Raw genomic sequence first — 25,486 nt, 5'->3', positions numbered from 1 at the left:
ACGAACGGCTCCGCCTCGAAGTCCGAGGCAACCCGAAGTGGGACGGCGAACAGGGCCGTCTGGAACTCGAATACGACGAGGTGAGCGACGCGTTCAGGGCTTTCCAACCAGTCACTGTTCCTGATTCTCGACTGGATTCACCACTGGCTTCTCACGAAGCCGCCCTCGACGTTGGCGCGAACAATCTCGTCGCCTGTTCCACGACCACTGGTTCGCAGTACCTCTACGACGGTCGAGAGTTGTTCGGACGGTTCCGCGAGACGACCGACGAAATCGCCCGCCTACAGTCGAAACTCCGAGAGGGACGCTACAGTTCCAAGCGGATTCGACGGCTGTACCGACAGCGGACGAAACGCCGTGACCACGCACAGAACGCGTTGGTGCGCGATCTCGTCGAACGACTGTACGACGAGGGCGTGGCGACGGTGTACGTGGGCGATTTGACCGACGTGCTGGACACGCACTGGTCGGTCAGGGTGAACGAGAAGACGCACAACTTCTGGGCGTTCAAAAAGTTCATCCACCGTCTCGCGTGCGTCTGTGAAGAATACAGTATTAGTCTCGAAGTCGAGTCTGAAGCGTGGACTTCTCAAACGTGTCCCGAGTGTGGCGACCACGAGGAGACGGTTCGCCACGGGGAGACGCTGACGTGTTCGTGTGGCTTCGAGGGGCACGCCGACCTCACGGCGTCAGAGACGTTCCTTCGAGAAAACAGCGATTGCGAACTCAGGCCGATGGCACGGCCCGTGCGATTCGAGTGGGACGACCACGAGTGGTCGGGGAAACCACACCCTCACGAAAGTCCCAAAGAAGCGCGCACAAACCCGCAAGTTGCCTCCGTGGGTCGGTAGCCGAACCCCCAACGGAGGAATCCTCGCGCTTTAGCGCGGGGAGGATGTCAATTGTCGCCGAGTTCGTCCCGCAGGTCGCCCATCGTGACCTCCCGCTCGGCGTGGGCGTTGTGCTGGTGGATCGACTCGTCGTTCGACTGTTTCATGTGGATCACGGCGTCGTCCGGGAGGTGGTCGAACTCCGCGACGGTGCCCTCGGCGAGCGCGCGGACGCAGTCCTCGACGAACTTCGCGTCGGCGTGCGCCTCGTAGGTCATGTGGTCCTCGTCCGGCCGCTTCGCCATGTTGTAGATCCGGGCGCTCATCGAGTCGCGGGCGACGTCGATGAGGTCCCGGAGGTCGATCTCGGGGTGGCCGTCGGTGGTGACAGTGAGCGTCGCGTGGCCGCGCTGGGAGTGGCCCGGCTGCGGGACGGCGTCGAGGAACTCCTCGGTCGTCTCCTCGTCGACGCCAAGCTCGGCGAGCTTGTCGCGGGCGCGGGACTCGCTCATCCCCTGCGAGCAGGGGCAGACGGTCATCCCGGTGACCTCGGCGCCGATCTCCTCACGGGTGCCCCCCTCGGTGGCGGTGGCGCTCGCGACGATCGTCGCCGTGCTCTGCGTCTCGATCCCGGACGCCGGCGTGTCCTCGCGGGTGACCAACTCCGCCGACATCGACACCTCGGCGGTGGTGGTGTAGTCGTGCTTCTCCAGGAGCCGCTCGGCGGCGTCGCCGCAGACCTCCTCGACGCGGTACGCCTCCTCGCGGGTGATCTCCTCGAGAATCTCGTCGACCGTCGCGAGGTTCCGCGACATGTCGATCCCCTTGCGCCCGCTCGGGAGGTCGACGAACACCTCGAACTCCGCCATGAGGACGATGGGGCGTTTGTCGCCGCGAGCGAGCTTGACGAGCTTCTCGACGCCGGTGACGCCGACCTGCGAGAGCCCGACAGAGACGTCGGGCGCCGACGCCTGGACGTCCGGCAGCTGATGACTCATTATAAATACGCTAGGGAGTCACAGGATTAGCACTTTCGAAAGGGGGAGTCCCGTAGGGTTGTTCCGAGGGCCGGCGTCGGTGTGGCATCGGCTCCCGGTCGGAGGCCGTAACGCACCATTTATAACCGCGGCAGCGGAACAACGCCCAAGACCATGCCGAGTTCCAATGGACCCCAGAAGGCGACCCGCGACAAGCTCTCGAACAAACCCCGCGACCGCGGCACGTCGCCGCCGCAGCGAGCGATCCAGGAGTTCGACGAGGGGTCGCAGGTCCACCTCAAGATCGACCCGAGCGTCCAGAAGGGCCGCTTCCACCCGCGCTTCGACGGCCGCACCGGCACGGTGGTCGGCAAGCAGGGCTCCGCGTTCAAAGTCGAGATCTCGGACGGCGGCAAGACGAAGACGCTCATCGTCGCCGCCGCCCACATGAGCGCACAGCACAACTGAACTGAGATGACGATATTCAAAGAGAAGCTCGACGAGGAGTACGTCACCACCTCCGAGGCGAAGGAGATCCTCGTGGATATCGAGGCGGAGCGCGCGGACGACGAGGACCGCGACCTGCGCTACGAGCTCGCCCGCGCGATCGAGCACGTCAACCGATTCGCTCACCTCGACGCCGAGGAGTCCCGCGAGCTGGTCGAGGAGCTGACCGAGCTCGACCAGATCGACGTGCCGACCGCGGTGAAGATCGCGGACCTTCTCCCCGAGGACCGCACCGAGCTGCGCTCGGTGTTCGCACAGGAGCGCTACTCGCTCGACGGCGACGAGCTCGACGACGTGCTGAACGTCGTCGCGAAGTACGCCTGAGACGGGGCGGCGGTTTCGGCGCCGCGGTTCGCTTTTCCGGCCGTGCGACTGGTTCCCACAGACGCCGGTCTACCGGTCGTCGGCGTCCCGCCCGTCCGCGATTTCCCTGAACGCCGCGGCGGTCTCGGTGAGCCGTTCGAACTCCCCGTCGGCGACGGCGATCGGGTCCACGAGCGAGCTCCCGACGCCGAGCGCCGTCGCGCCGGCGTCGAAGTACGCCTCGGCGTTGTCCACGGAGACGCCGCCCGTCGGCACGAGCGGCACGTGACCGAGCGGCCCGCCGACGGCTCGGAGGTGGTCGACGCCGCCGGTGGACGCGGGGAAGAGCTTCACGGCGTCGGCGCCCGCCTCGTACGCGCGGACCACCTCGGTTGGGGTGTACGCGCCGGGGAACGAGGGGGCGCCGTAGCGGTTCGCCAGCTCGATCACGTCGGGATTCACCGTCGGCGTGACGACGAACTCCGCGCCGTTCGACAGAACCGCCTGCGCCGTCTCCGGGTCCAGCACCGTTCCCGCGCCCAGCAGCACCTCGTCGCCGAACGAGTCGCTCACGTCGCCGAGCAGCCGGGTGACGTCGTCGGTGTCGGCCGTGATCTCGACGACGTCGACCCCGCCGCGCACGAGCGCGTCGACGATTTCGACGATCGTGTCGGCCGAGGAGCCGCGAACGATGCCGACGATTCCGCGGTCGGCGATGCGGGTCGTGCGGTTAGTGGCGTTCATGCCGGGGACCTCGGCGACCGCGGTGTTAATACCACGCCATCGCCGGCCGGTCCCCGGAACCCATTTGAATTGGGGCGCCGACTCTCCGAGTATGATCGACGAGACGGTCGCCGAGATTCGGGCGATGCGGACCCACAGCACGTCGGCGGTGGCCGTGAAGGCGACGCGGTCGCTCGCGGAGCTGCTCGACCGCGAGTACGTGACGGTCGACGGATTCGAGCGCGACCTCGAACACAACGCGGGGGTGTTGCGACGGTCGAACCCCTCTCACGCCGCGCTCCACAACGCGATGCGCGAGGTCGAGCGCTCGATCGTGGGCGAGGCGACGAGCGTCGAGGACGCCAAACAGCGGCTCGAAGAGACCATCGACCGCGTGGCGGACGACATCGAGACGGCGAAGGGGGAAGCCGCCGCCAACGCGGCCGAGCGCATCGAGGACGGCGACACCTTGTTAGTCCACGACTACTCGACGACCGTGCTGGAGTCGATCGAGAACGCGGCTCGGGGCGGCGCTCACCTGACGGTGTACGTCACGGAGGCGCGCCCGCGGACCCTCGGTCGGAAGACGGCCCGCGTGCTCGCCGGCATGGCGCGCGTCGACACCCGGATGGTGGTCGACAGCGCGATGGGGTACGCCCTCCGCGACTGCGACCGCGTCCTCCTCGGGATCACGTGTATGACCGGCGGCACGTACTACAACCGCATCGGAACGTTCCCGCTGGTCGTCACCGCCCGCGAACTCGGCGTGCCGGTGACCGCGGTCGGCTCCGGCGCGAAGCAGATCGAGGAGTTCCGGTTCGAAAACGAGTTCCGCGACGCCGTCGAGGTGATGCGCGAACCCGTCGAAGACGTGACGATCGAGAACCCGAGCTACGACGCGACCCCGATCGGCATGATCGACACCGTGATCACCGACGACGGGGTCGTCGAGTAGTCGGGGGCGTCGCGCCGGCGGCCGCGTCTTGGGCCGCGTCGATCGGGGCGTCTCCGCGATTCCGGGAACCGTCGTTTCAGGTGTCGAGATCCGCCACAAGCGCTTTGTACGTGTGTCGTGTTACCGCACACAATGAGCGCGAGACAGGGAGCGGCCGGGATCTTTCGGGTGCAGACCGCGGAGCCGGCGGCGACGGGATGTACCAGCCTCTCCTGTGACCTCGCCGCGGTCGCGAGCGAGCCCGGCGCCGTCACCGCGGCGGTCCTCGCCGGCGTCGTGGCGTTCGCCGCGCTGGCGTACGTCCGCGACGCCAAGGCCGACTGCCGAAGCGAGCGGCGGCGGGTCCTCGACGAGCGCGACGCGTTCGAAGAGTTCGCGGACCGCGTCTCCGGGCTCGACCCCGCGCCCGCCTCGTCGACCGCGTCGGCGCTCGACGGACCGGCGACCGCGGTCCGAACGGTGTCCACGGTCAACAGGGGGAAAGGGGCCGGCGACGACGTCCGGCTCCGGCGCGTGCTCGCGGCGTACCGAGACACGGTGATGGCGCTGCCCCACTACAGGGAGGAGTACGACGAGACGGTCCCCGAGAGCCTCGCCGCCGAGCTAGGGCCGGACACGGCCGCCGCGCTGGCCGCTAACGGCACCCTCTCGACCGGGGCGAAGTCGGCGCTCGTCCGGCGCAGCCGGCGGGCGGCCGACGCCCGATCGTCCCTCGCCGAGGCGATCGACACGGAGATCGACGCACTGTCGCGATTCGGGGCCGACTTGGACCGCGTCGACCGCCGCCGCCGCCGACTCCTCGAGCACCTCGACGGCGTGACGGGGGACCAGACGGACGCCGCGATCGACGTCTGGCGGAGCCTCGACGAGCTCGAGTCCGAGTGCGAGGGAGTCGCCGCCGAGCGCCAGCGCGCGCTCAACGACCCGCCGATGACCGTCGACGCCCCTGGCGACGGGGAGGACCGCCGCCCGTTCCACGAGTACCTGTACGGACCGACCGGAGGCCCCCGCTACCCCGTGCTGGCGCAGGTCGCGGAGATCGCCGGGGAGATCCGGTCCGACCGCGACCGGGTCGCCGGCCGGATCGCGGGCGGCGAATAGCTCGCAAAATGGGGGGTCCCGACGCGGAGGAGCGTCTCGATCACGCCAACGCCGGCTTCCAGCGGCTGTTCGACGGCGCCGACCTCACGTTCGGGCTCGGGTTCCCGCTCACGGGCGAGCGGCGCGGCACGCCGGATCCCGCCGAGGAGGTCCGGCTCGCGGAGCGCGCCGAGGCCCTCGGATTCGACGGGCTCTGGGCGCGGGACGTGCCGACCTACTGGCCGCGGTTCGGCGACGCCGGCGGGGCGTTCGACCCGTGGGGCCTGCTCTCGCACGTGGCCGCCCGGACCGACGAGGTCGCGCTCGGCACGGCGAGCGTCGTCCTCCCGCTCCGACACCCGATCCACCTCGCGAAGTCCGCCGCGACCCTCGACCGGCTCTCCGACGGGCGAGTCGTCCTCGGCGTCGCTTCCGGCGACCGCGACCCCGAGTACCCGGCGTTCGGCGTCGACCCCGACCGGCGGGGCGAGATGGTCCGCGAGCGGATCGCGGCGATGCGCGCGTGTTGGCGGGAGGAGTTCCCGGAGGTCGACGGCGGGTGGGGCGGGCTCGACGGCGACCTCGACGTGCTCCCGAAGCCGACGACGGAGACGCTCCCGGTGCTGCCGACGGGCAACGCGCGGCAGTCGACGGAGTGGATCGCCGAGCGCGGCGACGGCTGGCTGTTCTACCACCTCCCGGACGAGACGCTCCGGAGCTACGTCGCGGAGTGGCGCGAGCTGGCGGGCGCGAAGCCGTTCGCCATCGCCGTCGGCGTCGAGTTCGCCGACGACCCGAGCGCCGGGCCCGAACACCGCCACCTCGGCTACCGCGCCGGCGCCGAGTGGTTCCGGGAGTACTTCCGGCGGCTCGACGAGTTCGGGGTCGACCACGTCGTCGTCGGGCTGCGCGGCGACGACCCGCAGACGGCGATGGAGACGTTCGCGGACGAGGTGGGCGGGGCGTTCTGAGCCTCCCGGCCCCGCGAGCCGGGGCGGTCTGAGCCGCTCCATCGCGGGAGGTTTATACCCGACGGCGGCCACGCTGCAGACGGTGGCCATGACGACGTGTTACCCCCACTGAGCCCCTTGTGACGAGGGTTTTCCACCGAGCCACCACTTCTCAACGCCGGCGTCAGCCGCGACCGCTGACGGGATATACGGCGCTACCGCTCCGCACCGAACACCGCGACGTCCTCGACCGCGAGCCCGGACTCGGCGGCGCGGGACTCCCCAGAGACGAGGTCGGTCGCGTCGACGGTCTCGTCGATCCCGACGGTCTCCGTCTCCTCGCCGAAGTTGAGCAGCACGACGTACCGGTTCCCCTCGCCCTCCCGAGCGAACGCGACGACATCGTCCGAGTCGGCCTCGTAGTCGATCCGTTCGAGGTCGCCGCTCGGTCCGAGCGCCGGGTGCGCCTCCTTGAGCGCGATCAGGGCGTCGTACTGCGAGCGGACATCGTCGCGGGCGTGGTCCCAGGCGAGCGCGTCGCGCTTGCCCCGCTGTCCGAGCTCTTGGCCCCCGTACAGCATTGGGATCCCAGGGAGGGTGAACAGCGCGCCGGCGGCGGCCCTCGCCGCGTCGTCGCCGCACTCGACGATGTATCGCGTCTCGTCGTGGTTCTCGAGGTAGAGCATGAACGCGGCGTGGTCAGGGAACCCGGAGCGCGTCCGCCCCTCGACGGCGTCGAGGATCGATTCGGCGGGCTCGTGGCCGTTGCCGACCTGCCTGAGCGTGAAGTAGAGCGTCGTGTCGAAGTGGACGTCGAACATGCCGCCGTGGAAGTCGGCGATGTACGGGATCGTCTCGTCTAAGAGGAGGAACTCGGGGTCCTCCCGTTTGAGGCGGTCCCTGAGTTCCTTCCAGAACGACTGCGGGACCGCCCACGCCATGTCACAGCGGAAGCCGTCGGCGACCTCCGCCCACGTCTCGACCGCGTCGAGCAGGTGGCGACGGACCTCGAGCGTCGTGAAATCGAAGTTCGCGATCAGCTCCCAGTCGAAGTACGTCCCCGGTTCGCCCGACTCCTGCCACTCGTACCAGTCGTAGTACGGCGACTCGGGGGTCCCGTACGCCGACTGGAAGTGCGGGTGGTCGCGGGCGGAGTGGTTCAACACGAGATCGAACAGCACCGACATCCCCCGCTCGTGGGCCGCGTCGACGAACGACTCGTAGTCCGCGCGGTCCCCGAGGTCGTCGGCGATCGAGAAGAAGTCGACGATGTTGTACCCGTGGGGCATCCCGTCGTGTTGGAGCACCGGCGTGAGCCACAGGCAGTCGACGCCGAGCTCGTCGAGGTAGTCGAGACGCTTCTCGAGCGCCTCGAACGTCGTCTCGGCGTCGTCGTCGTCGGAGGCGTAGCCGCGGACGTAGATCTCGTAGAGCGTGACGTCGGTCGCCCACTCCGGGGGGTCGTTGAGGCGCCGGACCGAGAACGACTCCCCGTTCCCGACCCGTTCGACGCCGACCGCGTCCGGGACGCTGTAGCTCTCGTCGACGGCGACGGCGTGGACCCGGAGCTCGCTCGAGACGGCGTCGAGCGGCACCCTGAGTTCGCGGCCGTCGACCGTCGCCTCGGCCCGCGACACGTCGTCGCGGTCGTCTAACAGGAACTCGACGTCGAGGTCCTCGGCGTCCGTCTCGGAGTCGGGATGCGGGCTCGGCGTCGCCTCAACGACGACCTCCTCGTCCGTGACCCGCGCGTCGAGCCGGACCCGCGGTCGACCGCCGCGGTCCTCGCCCGACTCGCCGAGCGCGCCCGCCCCAGAGCCGGAGCCGCTGACGCCCCCGCTTTGGAACGGCCGTGCCGAGCCGCTCTGTCCGCTGTAGCCGCTCATCCCGCTCATGCCGCTCTCGCCGCTCGTGCGCGTGGACCCCGACCCCTCGCCGGTCGGGCGCCGGTCGGCGGGGAAGACGCGGACGGTGAGGGACTCCTCGACCGGGGTTTCGAGCGTGATGGTGTACGTGCCCGGGACGTCGGGGACGAACTCCTCGACGGACTCGTCGCCCACGACGGCCTCGCTCCCGGACGGCGCGTCGGCGACCGTCCACCGGTAGGTCGCTTCGGGGTCGGGGTCTCGAGGCGCTAGCTGGACGGCGTCGCCGACGGCGACGAACTGGGGTGGGCCGGGATGATTCATAATTATAACAAGATACTCGGCGACTCTCGGTTTATGTTTTGGGGGAGTTTATTCCGCGGTGTTAAGTTAAGAACGAGGCGGAGCGAAGTTCTAGTGCCTATGCCAGAAATCGCCCGCCTCACCGAGTCTACCGAGTGGATCGACTTGGAGTTTGTGGAGCGAGAGCGGACACCCCGCGAGATCATTGAAAAGGGTATTCGCCACCACCTCGCTGGACTATCACTTTCAAATACAGTTATTCTTCTTGAGGAGTTGGGTGTCAATCGAAGTCGTGTTGCTGTTCACAATTGGGTGCAGAAAGCCGATCTACAGCCAGCTGACGGTGAGGCCCCGGATCGCGTTGCGGTCGATCAGAAAGCAATCCGGATCAACGACGAGCAGTACTGGCTGTACGCCGCTGTCGATCCGCAAACGAATAGAATTCTTCATTCACGGCTGTTTCCGACGTATACGATCCCAATCGCCCGAGAATTTCTCACCGAGCTCCTCGAGAAACACGACGTTGCCGACGCCGTGTTTCTCGTCGATGACGCCGATGATCTCAAGGGAGGACTCCGCCGAGAAAACCTTAGCTACCGCGTCGAGATCCACGGCTTTCGTAACAGCGTTGAACGTGTCTTTCGAGAGGTACAACGAAGAACATCTTCGTTTTCAAACTGTTTCAGCCACGTCGACCCACCGACCGCGGAAACGTGGTTGCAAGCCCACGCCGTCTGGTGGAATCATGCTTAACTTAACACGACCGTTTATTCCGAATATAATGGTCGTTACGGATACTTCGCGACCGAACGCGCGCAGATACGAGGTCGCAGTGAAAGTAGTCGCGTCCGGAGTGATGCCGCCACAGTCTTGCGATCTCGACGCGAAAAAGACGGGTTCCCGCTCAGTACGACGCGGCGCGCTTGTCGAGGCCGGCAGCCTCGATGTCCTCGCCGTCGACGGAGGTCCGGAGCACGTCCATCCCGTCGTCGCGGTCGACGTCGAAGTTGCGCGCGTACAGCTCGTCGACCCGATCGTACTCGGCGTCGGAGAGCGGCGGCACGTCGCTCGCCGCGCTCCACTCCGCGATGTCGTCGCCGTCGCGGAAGGTCGGCGTCACGGAGGCGACCTCGTCGTGCGCGAGCAGCCAGCGGATCGCCGCCTGCGCCATCGTGCGGGTCCCCTCGGCGTGGTCCGGCTCCTCGAGGAACCGGATCGCTTCGACCTTCTCCCAGCCGGTCTCGTACCACTCCTTCGGGCGGTGCGAGCGGTGGTCCCCGTCTTCGAGGACGGTGTCGGGGGTCACCTGCTCGTTGAGCAGGCCGGAGGAGTGCGGGACGCGGGCGATGACCGAGGTTTCCGAGCCCGTCTCGCGGACGGTGTCGACGAAGTGGCGGCCGGGCTCCTGCTCGAAGAGGTTGAAGACGGTCTGGACCGCGTCGAACTCGTCGTACTCGACGGCGGCGTCGCCCTCGGCGAGCCAGCCGATGGAGGGGCCGAGCGCCCAGCCGAGCGCGCGGACCCGGCCGTCGGCCTTCCACTCGCGGAGGAGGTCGCGCACCTCGGGCGTGACGTCGTCGACGTTCGCGTTGTGGAGCTGGAGCAGGTCGACGTGGTCGGTGTCGAGCCGGTCGAGCGAGCGCTCGAACGCGGTCTCGAGGTACTCGCGGTCGAGCTCCTTCGGGAGCTCGCCGTGGCCCGCCTGCGGATTGTTGTAGAAGTCGTAGCCGATCTTCGTCGCGAGCGTCACCTCGTCGCGCCGGCCGTCGATCGCGCGGCCGATGATCTCCTCGCTGTCGCCGTGGCCGTACACGTCGCCGGTGTCGACGTAGGTGACGCCCGCGTCGAGCGCGTCCTCGACCATCTCGACCGCCTGTTCGTCAGATCGGTCGCCCCACCAGTCGGTGCCGACGACCCACGCGCCGAAGCCGATCTCAGAGACCTCGACGCCGGAGTTCCCGAGTTCGCGGTGCTGCATACGCCGAATTGGGGATCGGGACACTTAGCGCGTGCGGTCTCCCCCACGCGGCGGGACCGAGAGCGGCATTTATTATCGACGACGAGGGCGGACCGAGCCGGTCAGTGACTCAGCGCCCACGGGTAGCCCCCGCCGCTCTCGTGGGCGTGGTCGCCGTCTCCGGCGTGGTCGTGCCCCCGGTGTCCGCCGTCGTCGTCGCCTCCCTCGATCGGCTCCGCGTCCAGCGTCTCGTCGACGCGCAACACGAGCCCCGCGGTCCGGACCGCGGTCTCGAGGCAGCGCGCGGGGACCGCGACCGGTTCGACCACCCCCGCGTCGAACATGTTCTCAACCGCGCCGGAGCGAGCGACGCCCGCCGCCGTCTCCCCGGCGTGGTGTCGGTTGCGGAGCGCGACCAGCGCGTCGATCGGATCCGCCCCGGCGTTCCTCGCGAGGGTGCGCGGGATCACGGTCACCGCCTCCGCGAACGCGTCGAGCGCGAGCGCCGAGCGGTCGTCGACGCTTGACGCGCGGTCGGCCACGGCGCGAGAGACGGCCGCCATGCCGGCGCCGCCGCCCGGTACGACGCCGCCGCCCCGGGCGGCGTGGCGCGCGACCGAGAGGCAGTCATCGACGATCCGCTTCGTCTCCTCGGCGACGTGCGGCGTCCCGCCGCGCAGGAGCAGCGACTCGTGCGATTCGCCCGGGAGTCCCGAGAGCTCGATCGCGGCGCCGCCGCCGACCGACCGACGGCGAACCGACCCGACCGTCCCGAGCGCGTCCCGATCGAGGTCGGCGACCGCGGCGACCGCGGTCGCGTCCGCGGCGCGAGCGATCGCGTCGAACTCGTCGCGTCTCGTTCGCTCGACGGGGAGCACGCCGGCGCGCGCGAGGTCGGTCTTCACCCCGTCGTCGATCGACTTCTGGCACACGAGCACGTCGACGTCGCGGCCCGCGACCGACCGGATCAGCCCGTCGCGGGCCGCCCGTTCATGCTCCCGGACGGCCGCGAGACCGTCGGGATTCCGAACCGTCACCGTCCCCGACGCCTCGGTGGCGGGGGGCGTCACCTCGCCGTCGACGAGCGCGACCGTCGGATCGGCGAGCGTCCGGCGGTCGTCGGTCCCGAACCCGTCGACCGTCGTCGACGACCCGTCGAGGTCGACGAGGATCCCGTTCACCCGCTCGGAGTCGGCCAGCTCGCCGCCGGGGTACGCGTGAAGCGTGAGTCGGGCGGCGTCGTAGTCGACCGCGTCCAGCGCGTCGACGGTGATGTCGGCGAACCGGCGGGCCGACGCCGCGTCCCAGCGCCCGGTGACCGCCGTCGAGGCAACCTCGCGGACCCGGTCGTCGTCCGGGTCGACCGGGACGCTGAGCTCGCGGAGCGCGTCGCCGGCGTGCGAAACAGCGCGGCCGTACCCGTCGACGACCGAGGTCGGGTGGAGTCCCCGCTCGACGAGCCCGTCGGCCGCGTCGATGAGCTCGCCGACGAGGAGGGCCGTCGTAGTGGTCCCGTCGCCGACGTGTCGCGCGTGCGCCCGGATCGCGTCCCGGATCACGCGCCCGATCGGGGCGTCGATCTCCAGCCCGTCGAGAACGGTCGCGCCGGTGTTCGTCACGACGACGCTGCCGCTCCGGTCGATCACCATCTTGTCCAGCCCGTTCGGGCCGAGCGTGCTCCGGAGCGTCGCCGCGATCGCCCTCCCCGGCCCGATCGGGTCGTCGGATCGGTCCGCGGTCCTCAGCTCCTCGGTCGTGGATGCCATGTCGTGTCGTGTTCCGTCGCTCGCAGCGCGGCGCGCTTCTCGGAGCGGATTCCTCCCTCCGCCCGGAACGACCCCCCACCGCTCTCTCGGAGGGACCCCCCGCCGTCGTCGCCGCTCATCCGAGCGGGTCGTCGGTGACGACGAGGTCGCCGCGGTCCGCCCGGTTGTCCAGGTTTCCGGGAGAGATGTCGAACTCGAAGACCCCTTTCGGGACTGCCAACGTCGAGCACGCGTTCGGGACGTCGACGACGCCGCTCTGACGCCCCTCCGCGGGGACGGTCCCGAGGATGTGGAGCGCCTGTTGGCCCGTGTAGCCGAACTTCTTGAGGTAGTCGATCGCCTGCAGGCACGCCCGCCGGTAGGCGGTGTGCGAGTCGATGTAGCGCTGCTCGCCGTCCTCCGTCACGGAGTAGCCGCAGAACGTGATGTAGTCCTCGAAGTTGGGGCCGCGGTGCCCGGGTTCGAAGATCGGGTGGTCGACGCCGTGGTCTTCCATGCCGTTCTTGATCAGGTCGAACTCCACGTCCGCGTACGCCGCCATCTCGATCGCGCCGCAGAACGTGATCTCGCCGTCGCCCTGCGAGGCGTGGAAGTCGCCGAGCGCGAAGTTCGCCCCCTCGACGTAGACGGGGAAGTACACCGTCGAGCCGATGGAGAGGTCCTTGATGTCGTGGTTCCCGCCGTGTTCGCGCGGCGGCACCGTCCTCGCGGCCTCCTCGGCCGCGGCCTCCGCCTCCTCCGGGTCCATCTCGCCCATCTGCGCGCCCTCCGTGGTCGGCGGGTTCGCGACGCCCGGTTCCGCCTCCCCGGTCGGGTGGTTCGGGATCGAACTCGGGTCCGCCTCGTGCTTGTCGATCAGCTCCTGTTCCCGCTCGTTCCACTCCTCTAAGAGCTCCTGGCTCGGCGCGCAGCCCGCGAGCCCCGGATGGATCTTCCCCTCGTACCGAACGTCGGGGACGTGCCGCGAGGAGACGGTGTAGCCGTCGATCTGCCATATCGACTTCGCGGCGGTCGGGAAGTGGTCGGTGAGGAAGCCGCCGCCGTTCTGCTGGGAGAAGGTCCCGGTGAAGCCGAACTCGGAGCGGTCGTTCAGCGGCCCCATGTCGTGGAACTCGACTTTCAACAGGTCGCCGGGCTCCGCCCCCTCGACGCGGACGGGACCGGCGAGGTAATGGACCTGCGTGAGGTCCACGTCTCTGACCTCGTTCGGGTCGTCGTTGTCCGAGATCTGTCCGCCCGTCCAGTCCAGCGCTTCGAGCCGAATCGTCTCTCCCGGCTCCGCCTCCACGACCGGCGGGATGTCGGGGTGCCACCGGTTGAACGGCTTGGCCGTCGGCTGCTCGTCCGGCGGGCTGTCGACGTCGACCTCGAATTTCACTTCTGGCATATGCTATCGCGTGTCAATACAGCGAACGGTTACAAAAACGTTGGCACAGTAACAGGTGAGGTGGCTATTCGGGCCGTCGAAGGACGCGCTCGCGCGGATTCTTCGCGTCTCGCACGTTTCTGCCCGCGCAATTCGTCCGATGTCACGTTTGCCTGCGCCGCGGGCGGCGTCCGTCGGCGGCGCGAGCGGTCCGATCGCCGGTCGCCGACGTACGCGCGCCGCACAACCGAATCCATTTGAGGGACGGCGACGAACGTGCGACGATGACAAAGCGACACGTCTCCCTGCCCGACGGCGCGGAGGCCGGGGTCCGAGGGTTGATCGACGAGGTGGACGAGCGCCTCTCCTCGGAGGAGGACACCTGTGAGGTCGTCCGAGACACGCTGATCGATCTTCACGGCGACCGCGAGCGCTGGGAGGCGTGGCAGGACGGCGAGTCGGTGTCGAAGGCCGAGCGGGTCCGTCTCCAGGGGTACGACCCGTGCAACGCCACGCTGGAGTCGGAGTACTACGCCGAGAAAGACGAGGAGCAGTTCCAGCGCTCCAAGCATCTGCAGTGGCTCTGGCGGCAGTTCGACGCCACGCCGATGGCCGACAACGTCGAGTTTGCGCTCCGGTTCCGCCAGATGCTCGGCAACCACCTGTTCGCCGAGTGCGGGGACGACTGCCGATTTTTTAAAGGGATCTCCGTCACCTACGGCCACAACATCGAGATCGGCGACAACGTCGTGATCCACGACGGCGTCCACCTCGACGACCGCGGGAAGCTGACGATCGGCGACCGCGCGTCCATCTCGGACGGCGTCCACCTCTACAGCCACGACCACGACCTCGTCGACCAGACCGAGGTCCGGAACTTCCACACGGTCGTCGAGGACGACGCCCGGGTCACCTACGACGCCATGGTGCGCGCCGGCTGCCGGGTCGGCGAGAACAGCGTCGTCGGCGCGCGCTCGGTCGTGCAGGGCGACGTGCCCGACCACCACGTCGTCGTCGGCTCTCCCGCCCGAAGCGTCCGCGTGAAGCCGGGCTGGGAGGATGTCGCCGACGACCTGGAGGACGGCCGCCTCCCCGACCGACAGGACGAGCGCGAGATCGAGTACGAACTCCCCGACGACCTCGACCAGTTCGACGAGTTCCAGCGCGACCTGCGACCGCCGAGCCCGCCGCAGTGACGCCGTCAGAAACCTATTCTTAAGTTCCGGTCGTTCCCACGTCCGGTATGAACGTCGACCTCGGCAACGCCCTGGAGACCACACCGGGGCTCACGGAGGAGACCCTGGAGCGCCTCGACGACCGCGTCGCGGACGCACACGATCGGATAGCGAGCGGGATGGCCGACGACGAGTTCGGCTACGCCGCCCTGAACCTGCCGGAGACGACCGACCCGGCGGCGATCCGCGAGGCGACCGACCGGTTCGACCGCCCCGAGGCGGTCCTGACGGTCGGCATCGGCGGGAGCGCGCTCGGCGCGGCGACGCTCGCGAACGCCCTCGAGAGCGACGTGGACGCGTACTTCCTCGACAACGTCGACCCCGACGCGGTCGCGTCGCTGCTCGACGACCTCCCGCTCGACGAGACCGTCGTCAACGTCGTCTCGAAGTCCGGGACGACCGCGGAGACGCTCGCGAACTTCCTCGTCGTCCGCGAGGCGATGGCCGAGGCGGGCGTCGACTGGACCGAGCGCACCCTCGTGACGACCGGGAAGGAGGGGAACCTCCGCGCGCTCGCCGACGACCACGACCTCCCCGCGCTCGACGTGCCGGACGGGGTGCCGGGGCGGTTCTCCGCGCTCTCGACGGTCGGGCTCGCGGTCCCGGCGCTGCAGGGCCACGACATCGAGGCGATCCTCGCGGGCGGGAGCGACGGCATGGCGAGCCTGTCGGGATCGCTGTTCGAGACGCCGGCGTACGCCTACGGCGCGGCGACGTACGCGCTCGCCGAGCGCGGCGCGCTCACGAACGCCGTGATGCCGTACGCGGAGTCGCTGGAGACGTTCGCGGAGTGGTTCGCACAGCTGTGGGCCGAGAGCCTCGGCAAGGACGGGCTGGGCCAGACCCCCGCCCGCGCGCTCGGCGCGACCGACCAGCACTCCCAGCTCCAGCTGTACCGCGCCGGCCCGCCGGACAAGCTCGTCTCGCTGATCCGGCCGACGGAGCGCGCCGAGACCGCGATCCCGGAGACCGACCTCGACGGGCTGGCGTACCTCGGCGGCTCGTCGCTCGGCGACCTGCTCGACGCCGAGTTCGAGGCGACCGAGGCGAGCCTCGCGGCGGCCGACGTGCCGAACCTCCGGATCGAGATCGACCGCGTCGACGAGCGGAGCCTCGGCGAACTGCTGTACGCGATGGAGGCCGCCTGCGTGCTGTACGGCGAGCTCGCGAGCGTCTCGACGTTCACCCAGCCCGCGGTGGAGTGGGGGAAGAAGGCGGCGCGCGGGCTGCTCGGCGGCGGCGACTTTCCCGAGGCCGACGCCGTGGCCGACAAGCGCGAGCTGCGGATCGACGGCTCCTGACTCGGCCGCTCGCGGCAGCGTGTCCGTCGCGGGGTTCCGGAGCGCCTAACACGACGTGCGTCCAATCACCGTCGATGACAGACGACCTCCCGGTCCCGGTCGAGCGACTGGTTCACGCCGCGAGCGCCGTCTTCGCGCTCGTCTTCGCGCTCCTCGCCGCCAGCCTGATCGCTCAACTGGCCACCTCAGCGGCGGTCGGGGTGGGTGTCGTCGCGCCCGAGACGAACGCGTTCACGCTCCTCCGGACCGTCGCCAGCTTCGCGGGCTTCCTCCCGGCCGTGGTCGGCTACCTCGTGATCACCGACCAGCGCGACCTCGTGTCGGTCTCGGTCCCGTCGCTCCGAGAAGTCGGGCTCATCGTCGGGGCCGCGGTCGTGCTCTACGGGCTCCAGATCGGGCTCCTCCTCGCGCTCCGCGAGTTCGGGCTCGGGACCGGACAGAACCCGGCGACGACGCCCGCCGGCGACCCGGTGGTCTACTTCGCCGCGATGATCGCCGTCTCGCTCTTCGTCGTCGGGCCGGCCGAGGAGCTGCTGCTCCGCGGCGTCGTCCAGGGGGGGCTCCGCCGCTCGTTCGACGCCGCACCGGCGATCCTCATCGCGGCCCTCATGTTCGGCGCGCTCCACGGGAACGTCGAAGGCACCGTCGTCGAACAGGTCGCGTACATGAGCGTGACGGTGATTCTCGGCGCGATCCTCGGCGTCCTCTACGAGAAGACCGAGAACGTGCTCGTCCCGGGGTTCGCGCACGGGCTGTACAACGCGATCATCTTCGCGGGGCTCCTGTGGGGCGTGCTGTGACTCCTCGACGGGGGAGGGCCCGCTCGGCCTAATACGGCTCCTTCCCCCACCGCCGGTCGTCGTAGGTCGCCTGCTGCTCGCTGTCGAAGCGCTCCTCGAACTTCCGGCGGAGCGCCGCCTTCTCCGTCGCCGCGATCCGCGCCAGCTCGTCGGCCTTGCCGACCGCCTCCGGCGGCCCCCGCGTCGTCGCCACGTCGGCGAGGACCTGCCGGGTGAGCCGCTCACGGACCGACGGGTCGCGGGCGAACGCGTACGGCGCCTCGAGCTTGTACGTCACGTCGGTCCGGGGGTCGTACACGATCATGAACGCCGGCTCGTACAGCTCCGGGTCGAGCTCGCGCTCGATCCCGAGCGCGTCGCCGTCAGCGGCCATCGTCGCGTCGGCGCCGCCCCGGCTGCGGAACCACGTGGTGAAGGTGAGTTCGTCGTCGACGCGGTCGGCGCGGCCGCCGCGAGCGCCGCCGCCGGCCGGGCCGTCGCCCTCGCGTCGCTCGAGGAGTCGTGTGAAAAGCGCCGTGTCGTCGGGCCACGGCGACTCGACCCCCTTCCGGCCCAGCGCGCGGACGATCGTCCCGCTGGAGGGGTTCTTCACGAAGCCGGCGAGCGGCACGTCGCGCTCGACGAACCGCTCGACCAGCTGGACGTACTTCTCGACGACCGCGCGGGGCTTCGCCTCGCGCGCGAGCGCACCGAGCTCGGGGTTGCGGTCGTCCCACGTGAACAGCTCCTTCGGGTAGATCGGGCCGTCCAGGACGAGCAGGTCGTCGACCGCGTCGGCGTGGTCGAGCGCGTGGGTCCCCTCCGCGAGGTACAGGGCGAGCGCGTGAACGACCCCCTCGGCGTACCGGTTCACCCGAGGGGCGTGAAGCACCCGCTGGCGGGTGTGACCGTCGTCGCGCCTGCGCCAGTCGTCGTCGAAGTCGGCTGTCGAGTCGCCGGCGTGGACGGTCGCGACGATCGTCCGGTCGCGGTGGAGGTCGAGGTCGCTCGGCGCGCTCGCCATCGCGGCGTGGGCCACGTCGACGACGAGCCCGTTTTTAAAAGTCGTCGGGTTGATCGTGCCCGAGTCGAGCCCGTGGACCGTCTCGAACGGTCGCTCGGCGAGGGCGGCGTCGTCGATGGGGGCTCGCCGGCGCTCGTGTTCGTCGACGGGCTCGATCACGACTCGCCCGTCGCGGCGGAGTTCGGGGAGCCACTCGCTCCAGACCCGCTCGGCGAGGTCGTCGTGGTCGGTCGTGTCCACGTCGCCCGCGATGCCGTACGCGAGCCGCGCGATGTTCTCGACGTGGATCGGATCGAGCGTCACGCCCGTACCGCGGTCCGGAGAGGTATAAAACGCGTCGGCTCAGGCGGGCGCCGAGCGCTACTCCGAAGCGGCCTCCTCGCGTTCCCCGTCGGCCCCGAGTCTGCTCTGCAACCGGTCGAGGCCGAGCGTGAGGAGAAAGAAGCTGCCGCCGACGTACAGGAGCGACTGCGGCTCGGCGACGAGTCGGCTTATCACGCCGTTCCCGTAGCCGATCACGGTGCTCAGGTACCCCAGTACCGACGTAGTCCATCCGAGCCCGGTGAGCCCGGTGAGCTGGTTAAGGAGGTCTGTGTCCGACTCGCGTATCGCCTTCGGAATTACGGCGGTTATCATCACCTTAACCCGAGTACTCCGTGATAGTACATAAGATATTTTCACAATATCGAGAATGTACTTTTTGTGTGACTGTGTGGGTTTCGATTATTTCCGGCTCGCGGCCGCGAACGCGTCTTCGTCCCGATCGGAGGTGCTTGCCGGGGGATCGGTGCGGTTCCGGGCGACTTCTCTCCTCCTCCGAAAGCGCTCGACGGTGTCTCAGGGGAGCGATCGAACGCTTCTCAGAGGAGCCATCGAGCGCGCCTCAAACGTGTGTTCGAGCTCTCAGCGACGCTATCAGGCGTAATATTCGGAGGGGATACTCTTTTGAATGGTGTGACAAGGTCCGGTTATGAGCGAATCAGCGACCGGGTCAGTGGCAGACGCGTCCGGACCGTCCGGGGTGGCACACACGCTCCGCGAGATCGTCCGGTACATTCCGGACGGGACGACGATGCCGGAGGAGATGTGGGGCGGGCGCCACCGGAACGTCCTGATGCTGATCGCGGTGCAGGTGCCGTTCTTGATCGCGTTGGGGCTGTACAGCGGGACCGAGTCGATCACTGGGGCACAGATCCCCGCGACGCCGGGGTGGATGCTCGGCGGGTTCGTCGCCATCATCCTCGCCACCGCCGCGCTGGCGAACTGGTCGCGGCTCGGCCGACGCCAGCGGACGGTGCTCGCGGCGTTTAGCCTCATGACGGTCTCGATGGCACTTGTGAAGCTGTCGGGCGGCTATATCGAGGCGCACTTCAGCTTCTTCGTGTTCGTCGCGGTGCTCGCGCTGTACGAGGACTGGCTCCCGTTCGCCGTCGGCGTCGCGTACGTCGCCGTCGGCCACGGCGCGTTCAGTCTGATCGATTCGAGCCTCGTCTACAACCACACCGCGGCGATCGAACAGCCGATAATCTGGGGCGGTATTCACGCGTTCTTCATCCTCGGGCTCGTGGGCGCGCTGATGGCCAACTGGTACTCGATCGAGAAGTCGCGCGAGGAGGCGCGGCGCCAACTCGACCTCGTCGCCGAGCAGAAAGCGGAGATCCAAGACGTCGAGGAGGCGAAGGCGGAGGTCGAGCAGCGCCGCGAGGAGGTCGAGTGGCTGAACCAGCACCTCGAGACGACGGCCGACGAGTACAGCGCGACGATGGATCTCGCGGCCGACGGCGACCTCACGGTTCGGTTGGACGCCGACAGCGAGAGCGACGCGATGGAACAGATCGGCGCCGCGTTCAACGAGATGATGGACGACATCGAGGCGACGATGCGGGACGTGCAGTCGTTCGCCGGCGAAGTGTCCGCGGGCAGCGAGAAGACGGTCGCGGGCGTGGACACGGCCGAGGCGCGCAGCGAGGACGTGAGCCGGTCGATCGCCGAGATCGCCGAAGGCGCCGACGACCAGCGCGAGATGCTCGAACAGGTCTCCGGCGAGATGAACAACCTCTCGGCGACGATCGAGGAGGTCGCCTCCTCGACCGAGACCGTCGCGGACGCGGCCCAGGAGACCGCCTCGATCGCCGACGAGGGACAGGACACCGCGGGCGAGGCGATCGACAGCGTCCGGGAGTCGAAGGACGCGATCGGCGCGACGGCGGAGAAGGTCCGCGTCCTCGACGAGCGGATGGAGGACATCGGCGAGATTGTCGACCTCATCGGCGACATCGCCGAGCAGACGAACCTGCTCGCCCTCAACGCCAACATCGAGGCGGCGCGGGCCGGCGGCGCCGGCGGCGGGAGCGACGGGTTCGCGGTCGTCGCCGACGAGGTGAAACAGCTGGCCGAGGAGACGCAGGACGCGGCCCAGGATATCGAGGAGCTCATCGCCGGCACGCAAGCGCAGACGCAGGCAGCGGTCGGAGAGGTCCGGACCGCCGAAGAGCACATGGAAGAGGGCGCCGACGCCGTCGGAGACGCCGCCGACGCGTTCGCCGAGGTGGCGGCCAACGCGAGCGAGACCGACGACGGGATCCGCGAGATCAGCAAGGCGACCGACGACCAGGCCGCGAGCACGGAGGAGACCGTGTCGATGGTCGAGGAGGTCGCGGGGATCAGCCGGTCGACCGCCGGCGAGGCCGACGAGGTCAGCGACGCGGCCGACGAGCAGCTCGCCGCGATGTCGCAGGCGACCGCCGAGGCCGGCTCGCTCGCCGAGCAGGCCGAGCGGCTCCGGGCGCTGCTCCGGAACTTCGAGGTCGGCCGAGAGTCGACCGACGGTCCGACGGCGGGGTCGCGCGACGTCGCGATGGGCGACGGCGGGCAGCCGAACTGAACCGACCGGGTGACGAACCGAACCGGCGACTCGCGACGTTACGCCCGTTTTCCGGTGGCGTCGACGACGGCCTCGAACACCGCGAGCGCGCGTTTCACTTCCGCGCCGTCCTCGACGAACACGAGCGTCCGGGGCGGCCGGACCGCCTTCGGCCTGACGCGGAGCCCCGCCTCGCCGGCGGCGTCGGCGGCGGTCGCGGGGCGGTCCGCCCCGGCGTCCCGCTCCGCAGACCCCGCGACGAACTCGAGCCGGAGGCGGTCCGGCTGGACGTAGGCCTCGGCGACGAGTCGAGCGCCGCCGCCGTCGGTTCCCTCGCGGACGATCCGGTACGCGAGCGCGCCGTCGGGGGTCGGCTCGACGTCGGGGTCGGCGTCGCCCAGCGCGAGGTTGCGCAGAGTGCCCTCGTTGCCGGTGATCTCGGAGGCGAGGAGCTGGCCGATCCGGACCCCGTCCGTCAGGCGGTCGTCGACCATCACTCGGCCTCCGCGGCGCCGGTCGTCGGGTCGTCCGTCGCATCGTCCTTCCCGGCCGCGTCGCCGGCGGCGGCCAGCTCCCGTCGAACGTCGGCGGCGAGGCGGTCGACGGCGGCGCCGTGCTCCTTCGCGACGAGGACCGCGGCCGCCTCGATGTTGATCGCGAGGGCGCGCTGCCGCTCGTTGATCGCGGCGACGGCGCGCTGCTTCTCGACACCGGCGGCGACGATCGCGTCGAGCGCCGTCTCGAAGGTGGACTGCTCGCGGAGGATCGACTCGTCGGGCGCGAACGCCTCTGGGACGGTCACGTCGGCCGGGTCGAAGCGCGCGCGGAGGTCGCCGTCCTCCTCGGCGACCAGCCCGCGGCCGACCGCGACGTCGACGAGCCGCTTCGCCTGATCGGGGGAGAACCAGTCCCGATCGAGCGACAGCGCGACGACGAACTCCCCCTCGCCCAACCGCTCCGTCGCCCGCTGTTTAAACGGCACGGCGACGGCGACCTCGAGGCTCATGTGCGAATCGGGAGGCGTCGACGGCGGTAAACCTACCGGACCGCGAGCCGGGGTTCGCGAGCGCCCGGAGCTCAGATTGCGTTCGAGACCGGACCTCGTGCCCGGCAACCGTTATGTCGCGCCGGCGTGATGGCGCACGTATGGAGACCCGCCCGCTCGGCGGCACCGGTCACGATAGCTCCGTCATGACGTTCGGCGCGATCGCGTTGAACTGGCTCGAACAGGAGGGCGCGAACCAGCTGGTCGAACACGTCCTCGACTACGGCGTCAACCACTTCGACGTGGCCCCGACGTACGGCGACGCGGAGCTGAAGCTCGGCCCGAAGCTCCGGCAGCACCGCGAGGAGATCTTCCTCGGCTGTAAGACCCAAGAGCGGACCTACGAGGGGGCGTGGCGCAAGCTCGACCGGTCGCTGAACCGGCTCGGCGTCGACACGATCGACCTGTACCAGGTCCACGGCCTCGAGTACGACGAGGAGCTGGACGCGATCACGGGCGACGACGGCGCGCTCGCGGCGTTCCGAGAGGCCAAAGAGCAGGGGCTGATCGACCACATCGGTCTGACGAGCCACGGGCAACCGGACCTCATCCTCGACGCGCTCGAGCGCATCGACGACCTCGAGTCGGTGATGTTCCCCCTGAATCCCGTCGTCGCCGGGAAGGACGACGACGAGTACGACTACGAGGCGGTCCTCGCCCGCGCCGACGAGCGGGACGTCGGCACGCTGGGGATCAAGGCGTTCGCCGGCGGCTCGTGGCCGCCGACCGACGAGCTCCCCGAGGCGGACCGGCCGTTCGCGAACTGGTACCGGCCGGTCACCGCGCCCGACGAGATCCGCGAGCGGTTCGACTTCGCCGCGGCACAGGGACTTACCAGCGTCGTCAGCGCCGGCGACCCGAAGCTCGTCACCATGATCCTCGAGGCCGCGGCCGACTACGACGGGATGGACGAGGCCGCCCAGCGGTCGCTGATGGAGCGGGTGCGCCACGACGACAGCCCGGTTCCCGAACAGCTCCACCACTGAGCGAGACCCATGGACGTTCCGCGCACGGTCGCGACCGCACTCGAGGACCAACCGGTGGCCGGGACGCGCTGCCTAGAGGCCGGCGCGGGCGCCGGGAACGCGACCGCGGGCCTGCTCGCAAACGGGGCCGCCCGGGTGTACGCCGTGACCGACGACCGGGACCACGCGCGGACGACGCGACGGCGCGTCGGCGGCGGGAACGGCGGAGGCGACGACGGCGACCGATTGGCGGTGCTGGAGGCGGACCTCCGAGCGGTCCCGCTGCCCGACGAGTCCGTCGAGTTCGTCACCGCGCACGGCCTCTGTAACGTCCTCGATCCCGCGTCGCTGTCGGCGGTCGCCGAGGAGCTCTCGCGGGTCGCGGCCCCGGGCGCGCGCCTCGTCGTCGACGACTACGACCCGGTGCCCGACGGCGCCGCGATCGGCGAGCTGTTCGCCGTCGAGAACGCCGCGTCGGAGCTGGCCCGCGGCCGCCCGGCGCTCACCTTCTACCCGTCGTCGTTCCTGCGACGGTTCTTCGCGGGCCACGGCTGGGAGTTCGAGCGGGAGCGGACGCTGTTGGAGCCGGTGCCCTGGACCGAGAGCCACGTCGCCGCACACGCCGACCTCGCGGCCGAGACGGCCGCGGAGCACCCCGGCGAGGCGGGGGACGCGCTGGCGGCGACCGCCCGGCGGCTCGAGGGCGAGATCGGGTCGGAATCGGTCGGACGGATGTACAGCCTCGCGTTCCGGCTCCCGGGGTGACGACGCCGCCAGAGGGCCTCAGGCCGGGGCGGTCTGCCACTCGATGAGCCTCTCGAACCCGTACGTGAATCCGAGGAAGACGGCGGCGAACACGACCCACCGGAAGACGTCGAACGTCCCCGTGAAGGCGAGGACGTTGAAGATGTACGACAGCGACGCCCCGACGAAGGCGGCGGCGTAGAGGTTGCGGCGGAGGTCCATAGAGGGCACTCGACGGACTTCGGGGTAGTTCTTTTCCCGCCGGCGCTGGTCCGTCTCCATCCGGCCGAATCCCGCAGTTCCGTGCCCTGATGAAGTCGCGCGATCGCGGTCGGTGCGGCCGCTGAAACGGCGCTGTCGAAGTCTTCCGAACCCGAGAGGGACAGTTGCGAGAGACAGTGAACCGGTCTGCCACCCGGCCGCCGTCGATCCCACCCGGTACTTGTCGATCGGGGGTCAGTGGATCCGCTTTTTGTTCGTCCGGCCGTAAGGAGGCGTATGGAATTCGACTTCGTTCGGTCGGTGCTTCCGCTCGGCGTGATCGTCGCTGTCGCAACGGTCGCGCTCACGTTCATGATGACCCCTTCGACGGTGTTCATGATGGTCCTGCCCTCGATGATCGTCTTCTCGATCGTCGCGTTCCTCTTCGGGATGAAACACGGCGAGTTCCGCGCCAGTCCCTGAACCCCGTCTCCGACTGAGCAGTTCAGCGAGGGACGCGGCGACCCCGCGTCCCCCCGTCAGTCGTCGTCGGTCGCGACGGCGGGCGCGGACGAGTCGGCGGCGGGCACCGCGGCCGGCGTCGCGTTCAGCGAGTAGCCCGTCGCGGCCATGGCGAACAGCACGAGCGGCGACAGGAACGCGAACAGGTAGTACGGCGCGTACTCCAGCGTCGGGACGCCGGTGACGCCCGCCATGTAGACGGCGCCGGCGTGCCACGGGAACAGCGCGCCGGTCGGCGTCCCGGCGGCCTCGACCGCGCGCGAGAGCTGGTCGGTGTCGAGGCCGAACTCGTCGTAGGTGTTCCGGAGCGTGACGCTCGGCAGGACGATGCTCATGTACTGCTGGGCGGTGAGCGCGTTGATGACGATCGCCGAGGCGCCGGTCCCGGCGACGAGCGCGCCCGGGCTCCGCACGGCCGAGGTGAACGCGTGGGCGATCACCGCCAGCACGCCGGTGCGCTCCAGGATGCCCCCGAGCGCGAGCGCGGCGACGACGACCGTGATCGTCCACGCGGAGCCGGTGAGCCCGCCTGTCGCGAGCAGTTCGTTCACCAGGTCGGAGCCGGACTCCGGCGCGGTACCGTACATGAACGTCTCCCACGCGGCGACGAAGCCGGCCCCCTGTACGAGGAGGGTCGTGGCCACGCCGGCGAACACGCCGGCGACGAGGGTCGGCAGCGCGGCGTACCCGCGCAGCGCGAGCCCGAAGGTGACCGCGAGCGGAATGAACGCGAGCAGCGTGATCGCGTACGTCTCGCCGAGCGCGCCCTGAATCTCCGCGATCCGACCCGTCGGGATCTCGCCGCTCGCGCGGAGCCCGAGCGCGAGGAACCCGAGTACGGCGAGCCCGAAGGCGAGGGCGGTGCCGGTCCGCATCCGCCGGATGTGCGCGTACAGGTCGGTGTTGGTCACGCCGGCGGCGAGGTTCGTCGTGTCCGAGAGCGGCGACTGCTTGTCGCCGGCGTACGCCCCCGAGAGGACGGCGCCGACCGTCATCGGAGCCGGAACGCCGAGCCCCGCGCCGATCCCGACGAAGGCGACGCCGAGGGTGCCGACGGTGGTCCACGAGGAGCCGATGGCGAAGGCGACGACGGCGGCGACGACCGCGGCCGCCGGGAGGAACGTCGTCGGCGAGAGGATCTCCAGCCCGTAGTACATCAGGCCGGGAATCGTGCCGGCGCTCACCCACGTCGCGATCAGTCCGTAGATGGTGAAGATGATCAAAA

26 protein-coding genes are annotated in these 25,486 nt (G+C 69.6%); 14 read left to right on the top strand and 12 right to left on the bottom strand.

The genetic code is table 11. The annotated features are described in order from the left end of the window. A partial coding sequence (locus C468_RS04260) for an IS200/IS605 family transposase (RefSeq protein ID WP_008847637.1) occupies positions 1-851 on the top strand: 851 nt, incomplete at its 5' end. 47 nt (positions 852-898) lie between these two features. Here C468_RS04260 and mptA read toward each other — a convergent pair. After that, positions 899-1,828, bottom strand: coding sequence for a GTP cyclohydrolase MptA (gene mptA / locus C468_RS04255; protein ID WP_008847636.1), 930 nt, complete (start codon positions 1,826-1,828; stop codon positions 899-901). Between the two features lie 153 nt (positions 1,829-1,981). Here mptA and C468_RS04250 point away from each other — a divergent pair, with 153 nt between their 5' ends. Next, the gene (locus C468_RS04250; protein WP_008847635.1) at positions 1,982-2,275 is read left to right on the top strand and encodes a 50S ribosomal protein L21e; all 294 of its coding nucleotides are present in this window, start codon (positions 1,982-1,984) and stop codon (positions 2,273-2,275) included. A gap of 6 nt (positions 2,276-2,281) precedes the next feature. Beyond that, a complete protein-coding gene (locus C468_RS04245; protein ID WP_004047019.1) occupies positions 2,282-2,638 on the top strand; it encodes an RNA polymerase Rpb4 family protein in 357 nt (118 codons plus the stop codon). A gap of 69 nt (positions 2,639-2,707) precedes the next feature. Here the strand turns inward: C468_RS04245 and C468_RS04240 are convergent, their stop codons facing one another. Further along, a complete protein-coding gene (locus C468_RS04240) occupies positions 2,708-3,361 on the bottom strand; it encodes a bifunctional 4-hydroxy-2-oxoglutarate aldolase/2-dehydro-3-deoxy-phosphogluconate aldolase (RefSeq protein ID WP_008847634.1) in 654 nt (217 codons plus the stop codon). 91 nt (positions 3,362-3,452) lie between these two features. Here C468_RS04240 and C468_RS04235 point away from each other — a divergent pair, with 91 nt between their 5' ends. From C468_RS04235 to C468_RS04225, 3 genes are all read left to right on the top strand, one after another. Beyond that, complete coding sequence (locus C468_RS04235) at positions 3,453-4,295, top strand: translation initiation factor eIF-2B (RefSeq protein ID WP_008847633.1); 843 nt, start codon at positions 3,453-3,455, stop codon at positions 4,293-4,295. 132 nt (positions 4,296-4,427) lie between these two features. Next, positions 4,428-5,396 carry a DUF7260 family protein gene (locus C468_RS04230; RefSeq protein WP_008847632.1) on the top strand — a complete coding sequence of 323 codons (969 nt, stop codon included), beginning with the start codon at positions 4,428-4,430 and terminating at the stop codon, positions 5,394-5,396. A gap of 8 nt (positions 5,397-5,404) precedes the next feature. Continuing rightward, positions 5,405-6,346, top strand: a complete 942-nt coding sequence (locus C468_RS04225) for a TIGR03571 family LLM class oxidoreductase (protein WP_008847631.1) — start codon at positions 5,405-5,407, stop codon at positions 6,344-6,346. A gap of 194 nt (positions 6,347-6,540) precedes the next feature. On the opposite strand, the gene malA is transcribed toward C468_RS04225, so the two are convergent. Further along, positions 6,541-8,514, bottom strand: coding sequence for an alpha-amylase MalA (gene malA / locus C468_RS04220; RefSeq protein ID WP_008847630.1), 1,974 nt, complete (start codon positions 8,512-8,514; stop codon positions 6,541-6,543). Between the two features lie 99 nt (positions 8,515-8,613). Here malA and C468_RS17450 point away from each other — a divergent pair, with 99 nt between their 5' ends. Next, positions 8,614-9,246, top strand: coding sequence for an IS6 family transposase (locus C468_RS17450; RefSeq protein ID WP_008847629.1), 633 nt, complete (start codon positions 8,614-8,616; stop codon positions 9,244-9,246). 151 nt (positions 9,247-9,397) lie between these two features. On the opposite strand, the gene C468_RS04210 is transcribed toward C468_RS17450, so the two are convergent. The 3 genes from C468_RS04210 to fmdA all read right to left on the bottom strand — a co-directional run bounded on the left by C468_RS04210 (position 9,398) and on the right by fmdA (position 13,603). After that, positions 9,398-10,471 (bottom strand): aldo/keto reductase, encoded by a 1,074-nt coding sequence (locus C468_RS04210; protein ID WP_008847628.1) that lies wholly within the window; start codon positions 10,469-10,471, stop codon positions 9,398-9,400. Between the two features lie 101 nt (positions 10,472-10,572). After that, positions 10,573-12,216 (bottom strand): TCP-1/cpn60 chaperonin family protein, encoded by a 1,644-nt coding sequence (locus C468_RS04205; RefSeq protein WP_008847627.1) that lies wholly within the window; start codon positions 12,214-12,216, stop codon positions 10,573-10,575. A 115-nt stretch (positions 12,217-12,331) separates the two neighbouring features. Then, the gene (gene fmdA / locus C468_RS04200; RefSeq protein WP_049911999.1) at positions 12,332-13,603 is read right to left on the bottom strand and encodes a formamidase; all 1,272 of its coding nucleotides are present in this window, start codon (positions 13,601-13,603) and stop codon (positions 12,332-12,334) included. Between the two features lie 263 nt (positions 13,604-13,866). On the opposite strand from fmdA, the gene C468_RS04195 reads away from it, so the two are divergent. The 3 genes from C468_RS04195 to C468_RS04185 all read left to right on the top strand — a co-directional run bounded on the left by C468_RS04195 (position 13,867) and on the right by C468_RS04185 (position 16,918). After that, positions 13,867-14,778, top strand: coding sequence for an acyltransferase (locus tag C468_RS04195; RefSeq protein ID WP_008847625.1), 912 nt, complete (start codon positions 13,867-13,869; stop codon positions 14,776-14,778). Positions 14,779-14,825: 47 nt separating this feature from the next. Beyond that, positions 14,826-16,118, top strand: coding sequence for a hypothetical protein (locus tag C468_RS04190; RefSeq protein WP_008847624.1), 1,293 nt, complete (start codon positions 14,826-14,828; stop codon positions 16,116-16,118). 74 nt (positions 16,119-16,192) lie between these two features. After that, positions 16,193-16,918 carry a CPBP family intramembrane glutamic endopeptidase gene (locus C468_RS04185; protein ID WP_008847623.1) on the top strand — a complete coding sequence of 242 codons (726 nt, stop codon included), beginning with the start codon at positions 16,193-16,195 and terminating at the stop codon, positions 16,916-16,918. Positions 16,919-16,946: 28 nt separating this feature from the next. On the opposite strand, the gene C468_RS04180 is transcribed toward C468_RS04185, so the two are convergent. Next, positions 16,947-18,224 (bottom strand): DNA double-strand break repair nuclease NurA, encoded by a 1,278-nt coding sequence (locus C468_RS04180; RefSeq protein ID WP_008847622.1) that lies wholly within the window; start codon positions 18,222-18,224, stop codon positions 16,947-16,949. A 57-nt stretch (positions 18,225-18,281) separates the two neighbouring features. Further along, complete coding sequence (locus C468_RS04175; protein ID WP_008847621.1) at positions 18,282-18,557, bottom strand: hypothetical protein; 276 nt, start codon at positions 18,555-18,557, stop codon at positions 18,282-18,284. 334 nt (positions 18,558-18,891) lie between these two features. Between C468_RS04175 and C468_RS04170 the strand changes: the two genes are divergently transcribed. Continuing rightward, entirely contained in the window at positions 18,892-20,805 is a 1,914-nt protein-coding gene (locus C468_RS04170) for a methyl-accepting chemotaxis protein (protein WP_049911998.1), read from the top strand. A 38-nt stretch (positions 20,806-20,843) separates the two neighbouring features. Here the strand turns inward: C468_RS04170 and C468_RS04165 are convergent, their stop codons facing one another. Together C468_RS04165 and C468_RS04160 are read right to left on the bottom strand one after the other, a co-directional pair. Continuing rightward, positions 20,844-21,278 (bottom strand): hypothetical protein, encoded by a 435-nt coding sequence (locus C468_RS04165; RefSeq protein WP_008847619.1) that lies wholly within the window; start codon positions 21,276-21,278, stop codon positions 20,844-20,846. Beyond that, a complete protein-coding gene (locus C468_RS04160) occupies positions 21,278-21,790 on the bottom strand; it encodes a DUF2240 family protein (RefSeq protein WP_008847618.1) in 513 nt (170 codons plus the stop codon). The genes C468_RS04165 and C468_RS04160 overlap by 1 nt, the downstream gene beginning before the upstream one ends. Positions 21,791-21,930: 140 nt before the next feature. Between C468_RS04160 and C468_RS04155 the strand changes: the two genes are divergently transcribed. Together C468_RS04155 and C468_RS04150 are read left to right on the top strand one after the other, a co-directional pair. After that, positions 21,931-22,815, top strand: a complete 885-nt coding sequence (locus tag C468_RS04155) for an aldo/keto reductase (protein ID WP_008847617.1) — start codon at positions 21,931-21,933, stop codon at positions 22,813-22,815. 9 nt (positions 22,816-22,824) lie between these two features. Beyond that, entirely contained in the window at positions 22,825-23,559 is a 735-nt protein-coding gene (locus C468_RS04150; RefSeq protein WP_008847616.1) for a class I SAM-dependent methyltransferase, read from the top strand. 18 nt (positions 23,560-23,577) lie between these two features. Here C468_RS04150 and C468_RS04145 read toward each other — a convergent pair whose 3' ends face one another. Continuing rightward, positions 23,578-23,760 (bottom strand): hypothetical protein, encoded by a 183-nt coding sequence (locus C468_RS04145; protein WP_008847615.1) that lies wholly within the window; start codon positions 23,758-23,760, stop codon positions 23,578-23,580. A 276-nt stretch (positions 23,761-24,036) separates the two neighbouring features. Between C468_RS04145 and C468_RS04140 the strand changes: the two genes are divergently transcribed. Beyond that, on the top strand, positions 24,037-24,222 hold the full coding sequence (locus C468_RS04140; protein ID WP_008847614.1) for a DUF7333 family protein: 186 nt from the start codon (positions 24,037-24,039) through the stop codon (positions 24,220-24,222). Between the two features lie 56 nt (positions 24,223-24,278). Here C468_RS04140 and C468_RS04135 read toward each other — a convergent pair. Beyond that, positions 24,279-25,486, bottom strand: a 1,208-nt coding sequence (locus tag C468_RS04135) for a Na+/H+ antiporter NhaC family protein (RefSeq protein ID WP_049911997.1), incomplete at its 5' end; no start/stop codon positions are given.

The sequence above is a fragment of the Halorubrum kocurii JCM 14978 genome (assembly GCF_000337355.1).
Lineage (GTDB): Archaea > Halobacteriota > Halobacteria > Halobacteriales > Haloferacaceae > Halorubrum > Halorubrum kocurii.
Note: the sequence above shows the minus strand (reverse complement) of the source record. Positions and strands in the feature narration are given on the sequence as shown.

What these genes read in the sequence shown, in the direction of transcription:
- C468_RS04240 (WP_008847634.1), bottom strand. Translation starts at nt 3,361, where the DNA reads ATGAACGCCACTAACCGCACGACCCGCATCGCCGACCGCGGAATCGTC.
- C468_RS04250 (WP_008847635.1), top strand. Translation starts at nt 1,982, where the DNA reads ATGCCGAGTTCCAATGGACCCCAGAAGGCGACCCGCGACAAGCTCTCG.
- malA (WP_008847630.1), bottom strand. Translation starts at nt 8,514, where the DNA reads ATGAATCATCCCGGCCCACCCCAGTTCGTCGCCGTCGGCGACGCCGTC.
- C468_RS04175 (WP_008847621.1), bottom strand. Translation starts at nt 18,557, where the DNA reads ATGATAACCGCCGTAATTCCGAAGGCGATACGCGAGTCGGACACAGAC.
- C468_RS04210 (WP_008847628.1), bottom strand. Translation starts at nt 10,471, where the DNA reads ATGCAGCACCGCGAACTCGGGAACTCCGGCGTCGAGGTCTCTGAGATC.
- C468_RS04170 (WP_049911998.1), top strand. Translation starts at nt 18,892, where the DNA reads ATGAGCGAATCAGCGACCGGGTCAGTGGCAGACGCGTCCGGACCGTCC.
- mptA (WP_008847636.1), bottom strand. Translation starts at nt 1,828, where the DNA reads ATGAGTCATCAGCTGCCGGACGTCCAGGCGTCGGCGCCCGACGTCTCT.
- C468_RS04145 (WP_008847615.1), bottom strand. Translation starts at nt 23,760, where the DNA reads ATGGACCTCCGCCGCAACCTCTACGCCGCCGCCTTCGTCGGGGCGTCG.
- C468_RS04195 (WP_008847625.1), top strand. Translation starts at nt 13,867, where the DNA reads ATGACAAAGCGACACGTCTCCCTGCCCGACGGCGCGGAGGCCGGGGTC.
- C468_RS04190 (WP_008847624.1), top strand. Translation starts at nt 14,826, where the DNA reads ATGAACGTCGACCTCGGCAACGCCCTGGAGACCACACCGGGGCTCACG.
- C468_RS04230 (WP_008847632.1), top strand. Translation starts at nt 4,428, where the DNA reads ATGAGCGCGAGACAGGGAGCGGCCGGGATCTTTCGGGTGCAGACCGCG.
- C468_RS04205 (WP_008847627.1), bottom strand. Translation starts at nt 12,216, where the DNA reads ATGGCATCCACGACCGAGGAGCTGAGGACCGCGGACCGATCCGACGAC.
- fmdA (WP_049911999.1), bottom strand. Translation starts at nt 13,603, where the DNA reads ATGCCAGAAGTGAAATTCGAGGTCGACGTCGACAGCCCGCCGGACGAG.
- C468_RS04150 (WP_008847616.1), top strand. Translation starts at nt 22,825, where the DNA reads ATGGACGTTCCGCGCACGGTCGCGACCGCACTCGAGGACCAACCGGTG.
- C468_RS04160 (WP_008847618.1), bottom strand. Translation starts at nt 21,790, where the DNA reads ATGAGCCTCGAGGTCGCCGTCGCCGTGCCGTTTAAACAGCGGGCGACG.
- C468_RS04185 (WP_008847623.1), top strand. Translation starts at nt 16,193, where the DNA reads ATGACAGACGACCTCCCGGTCCCGGTCGAGCGACTGGTTCACGCCGCG.
- C468_RS17450 (WP_008847629.1), top strand. Translation starts at nt 8,614, where the DNA reads ATGCCAGAAATCGCCCGCCTCACCGAGTCTACCGAGTGGATCGACTTG.
- C468_RS04155 (WP_008847617.1), top strand. Translation starts at nt 21,931, where the DNA reads ATGGAGACCCGCCCGCTCGGCGGCACCGGTCACGATAGCTCCGTCATG.
- C468_RS04235 (WP_008847633.1), top strand. Translation starts at nt 3,453, where the DNA reads ATGATCGACGAGACGGTCGCCGAGATTCGGGCGATGCGGACCCACAGC.
- C468_RS04245 (WP_004047019.1), top strand. Translation starts at nt 2,282, where the DNA reads ATGACGATATTCAAAGAGAAGCTCGACGAGGAGTACGTCACCACCTCC.
- C468_RS04165 (WP_008847619.1), bottom strand. Translation starts at nt 21,278, where the DNA reads ATGGTCGACGACCGCCTGACGGACGGGGTCCGGATCGGCCAGCTCCTC.
- C468_RS04140 (WP_008847614.1), top strand. Translation starts at nt 24,037, where the DNA reads ATGGAATTCGACTTCGTTCGGTCGGTGCTTCCGCTCGGCGTGATCGTC.
- C468_RS04225 (WP_008847631.1), top strand. Translation starts at nt 5,405, where the DNA reads ATGGGGGGTCCCGACGCGGAGGAGCGTCTCGATCACGCCAACGCCGGC.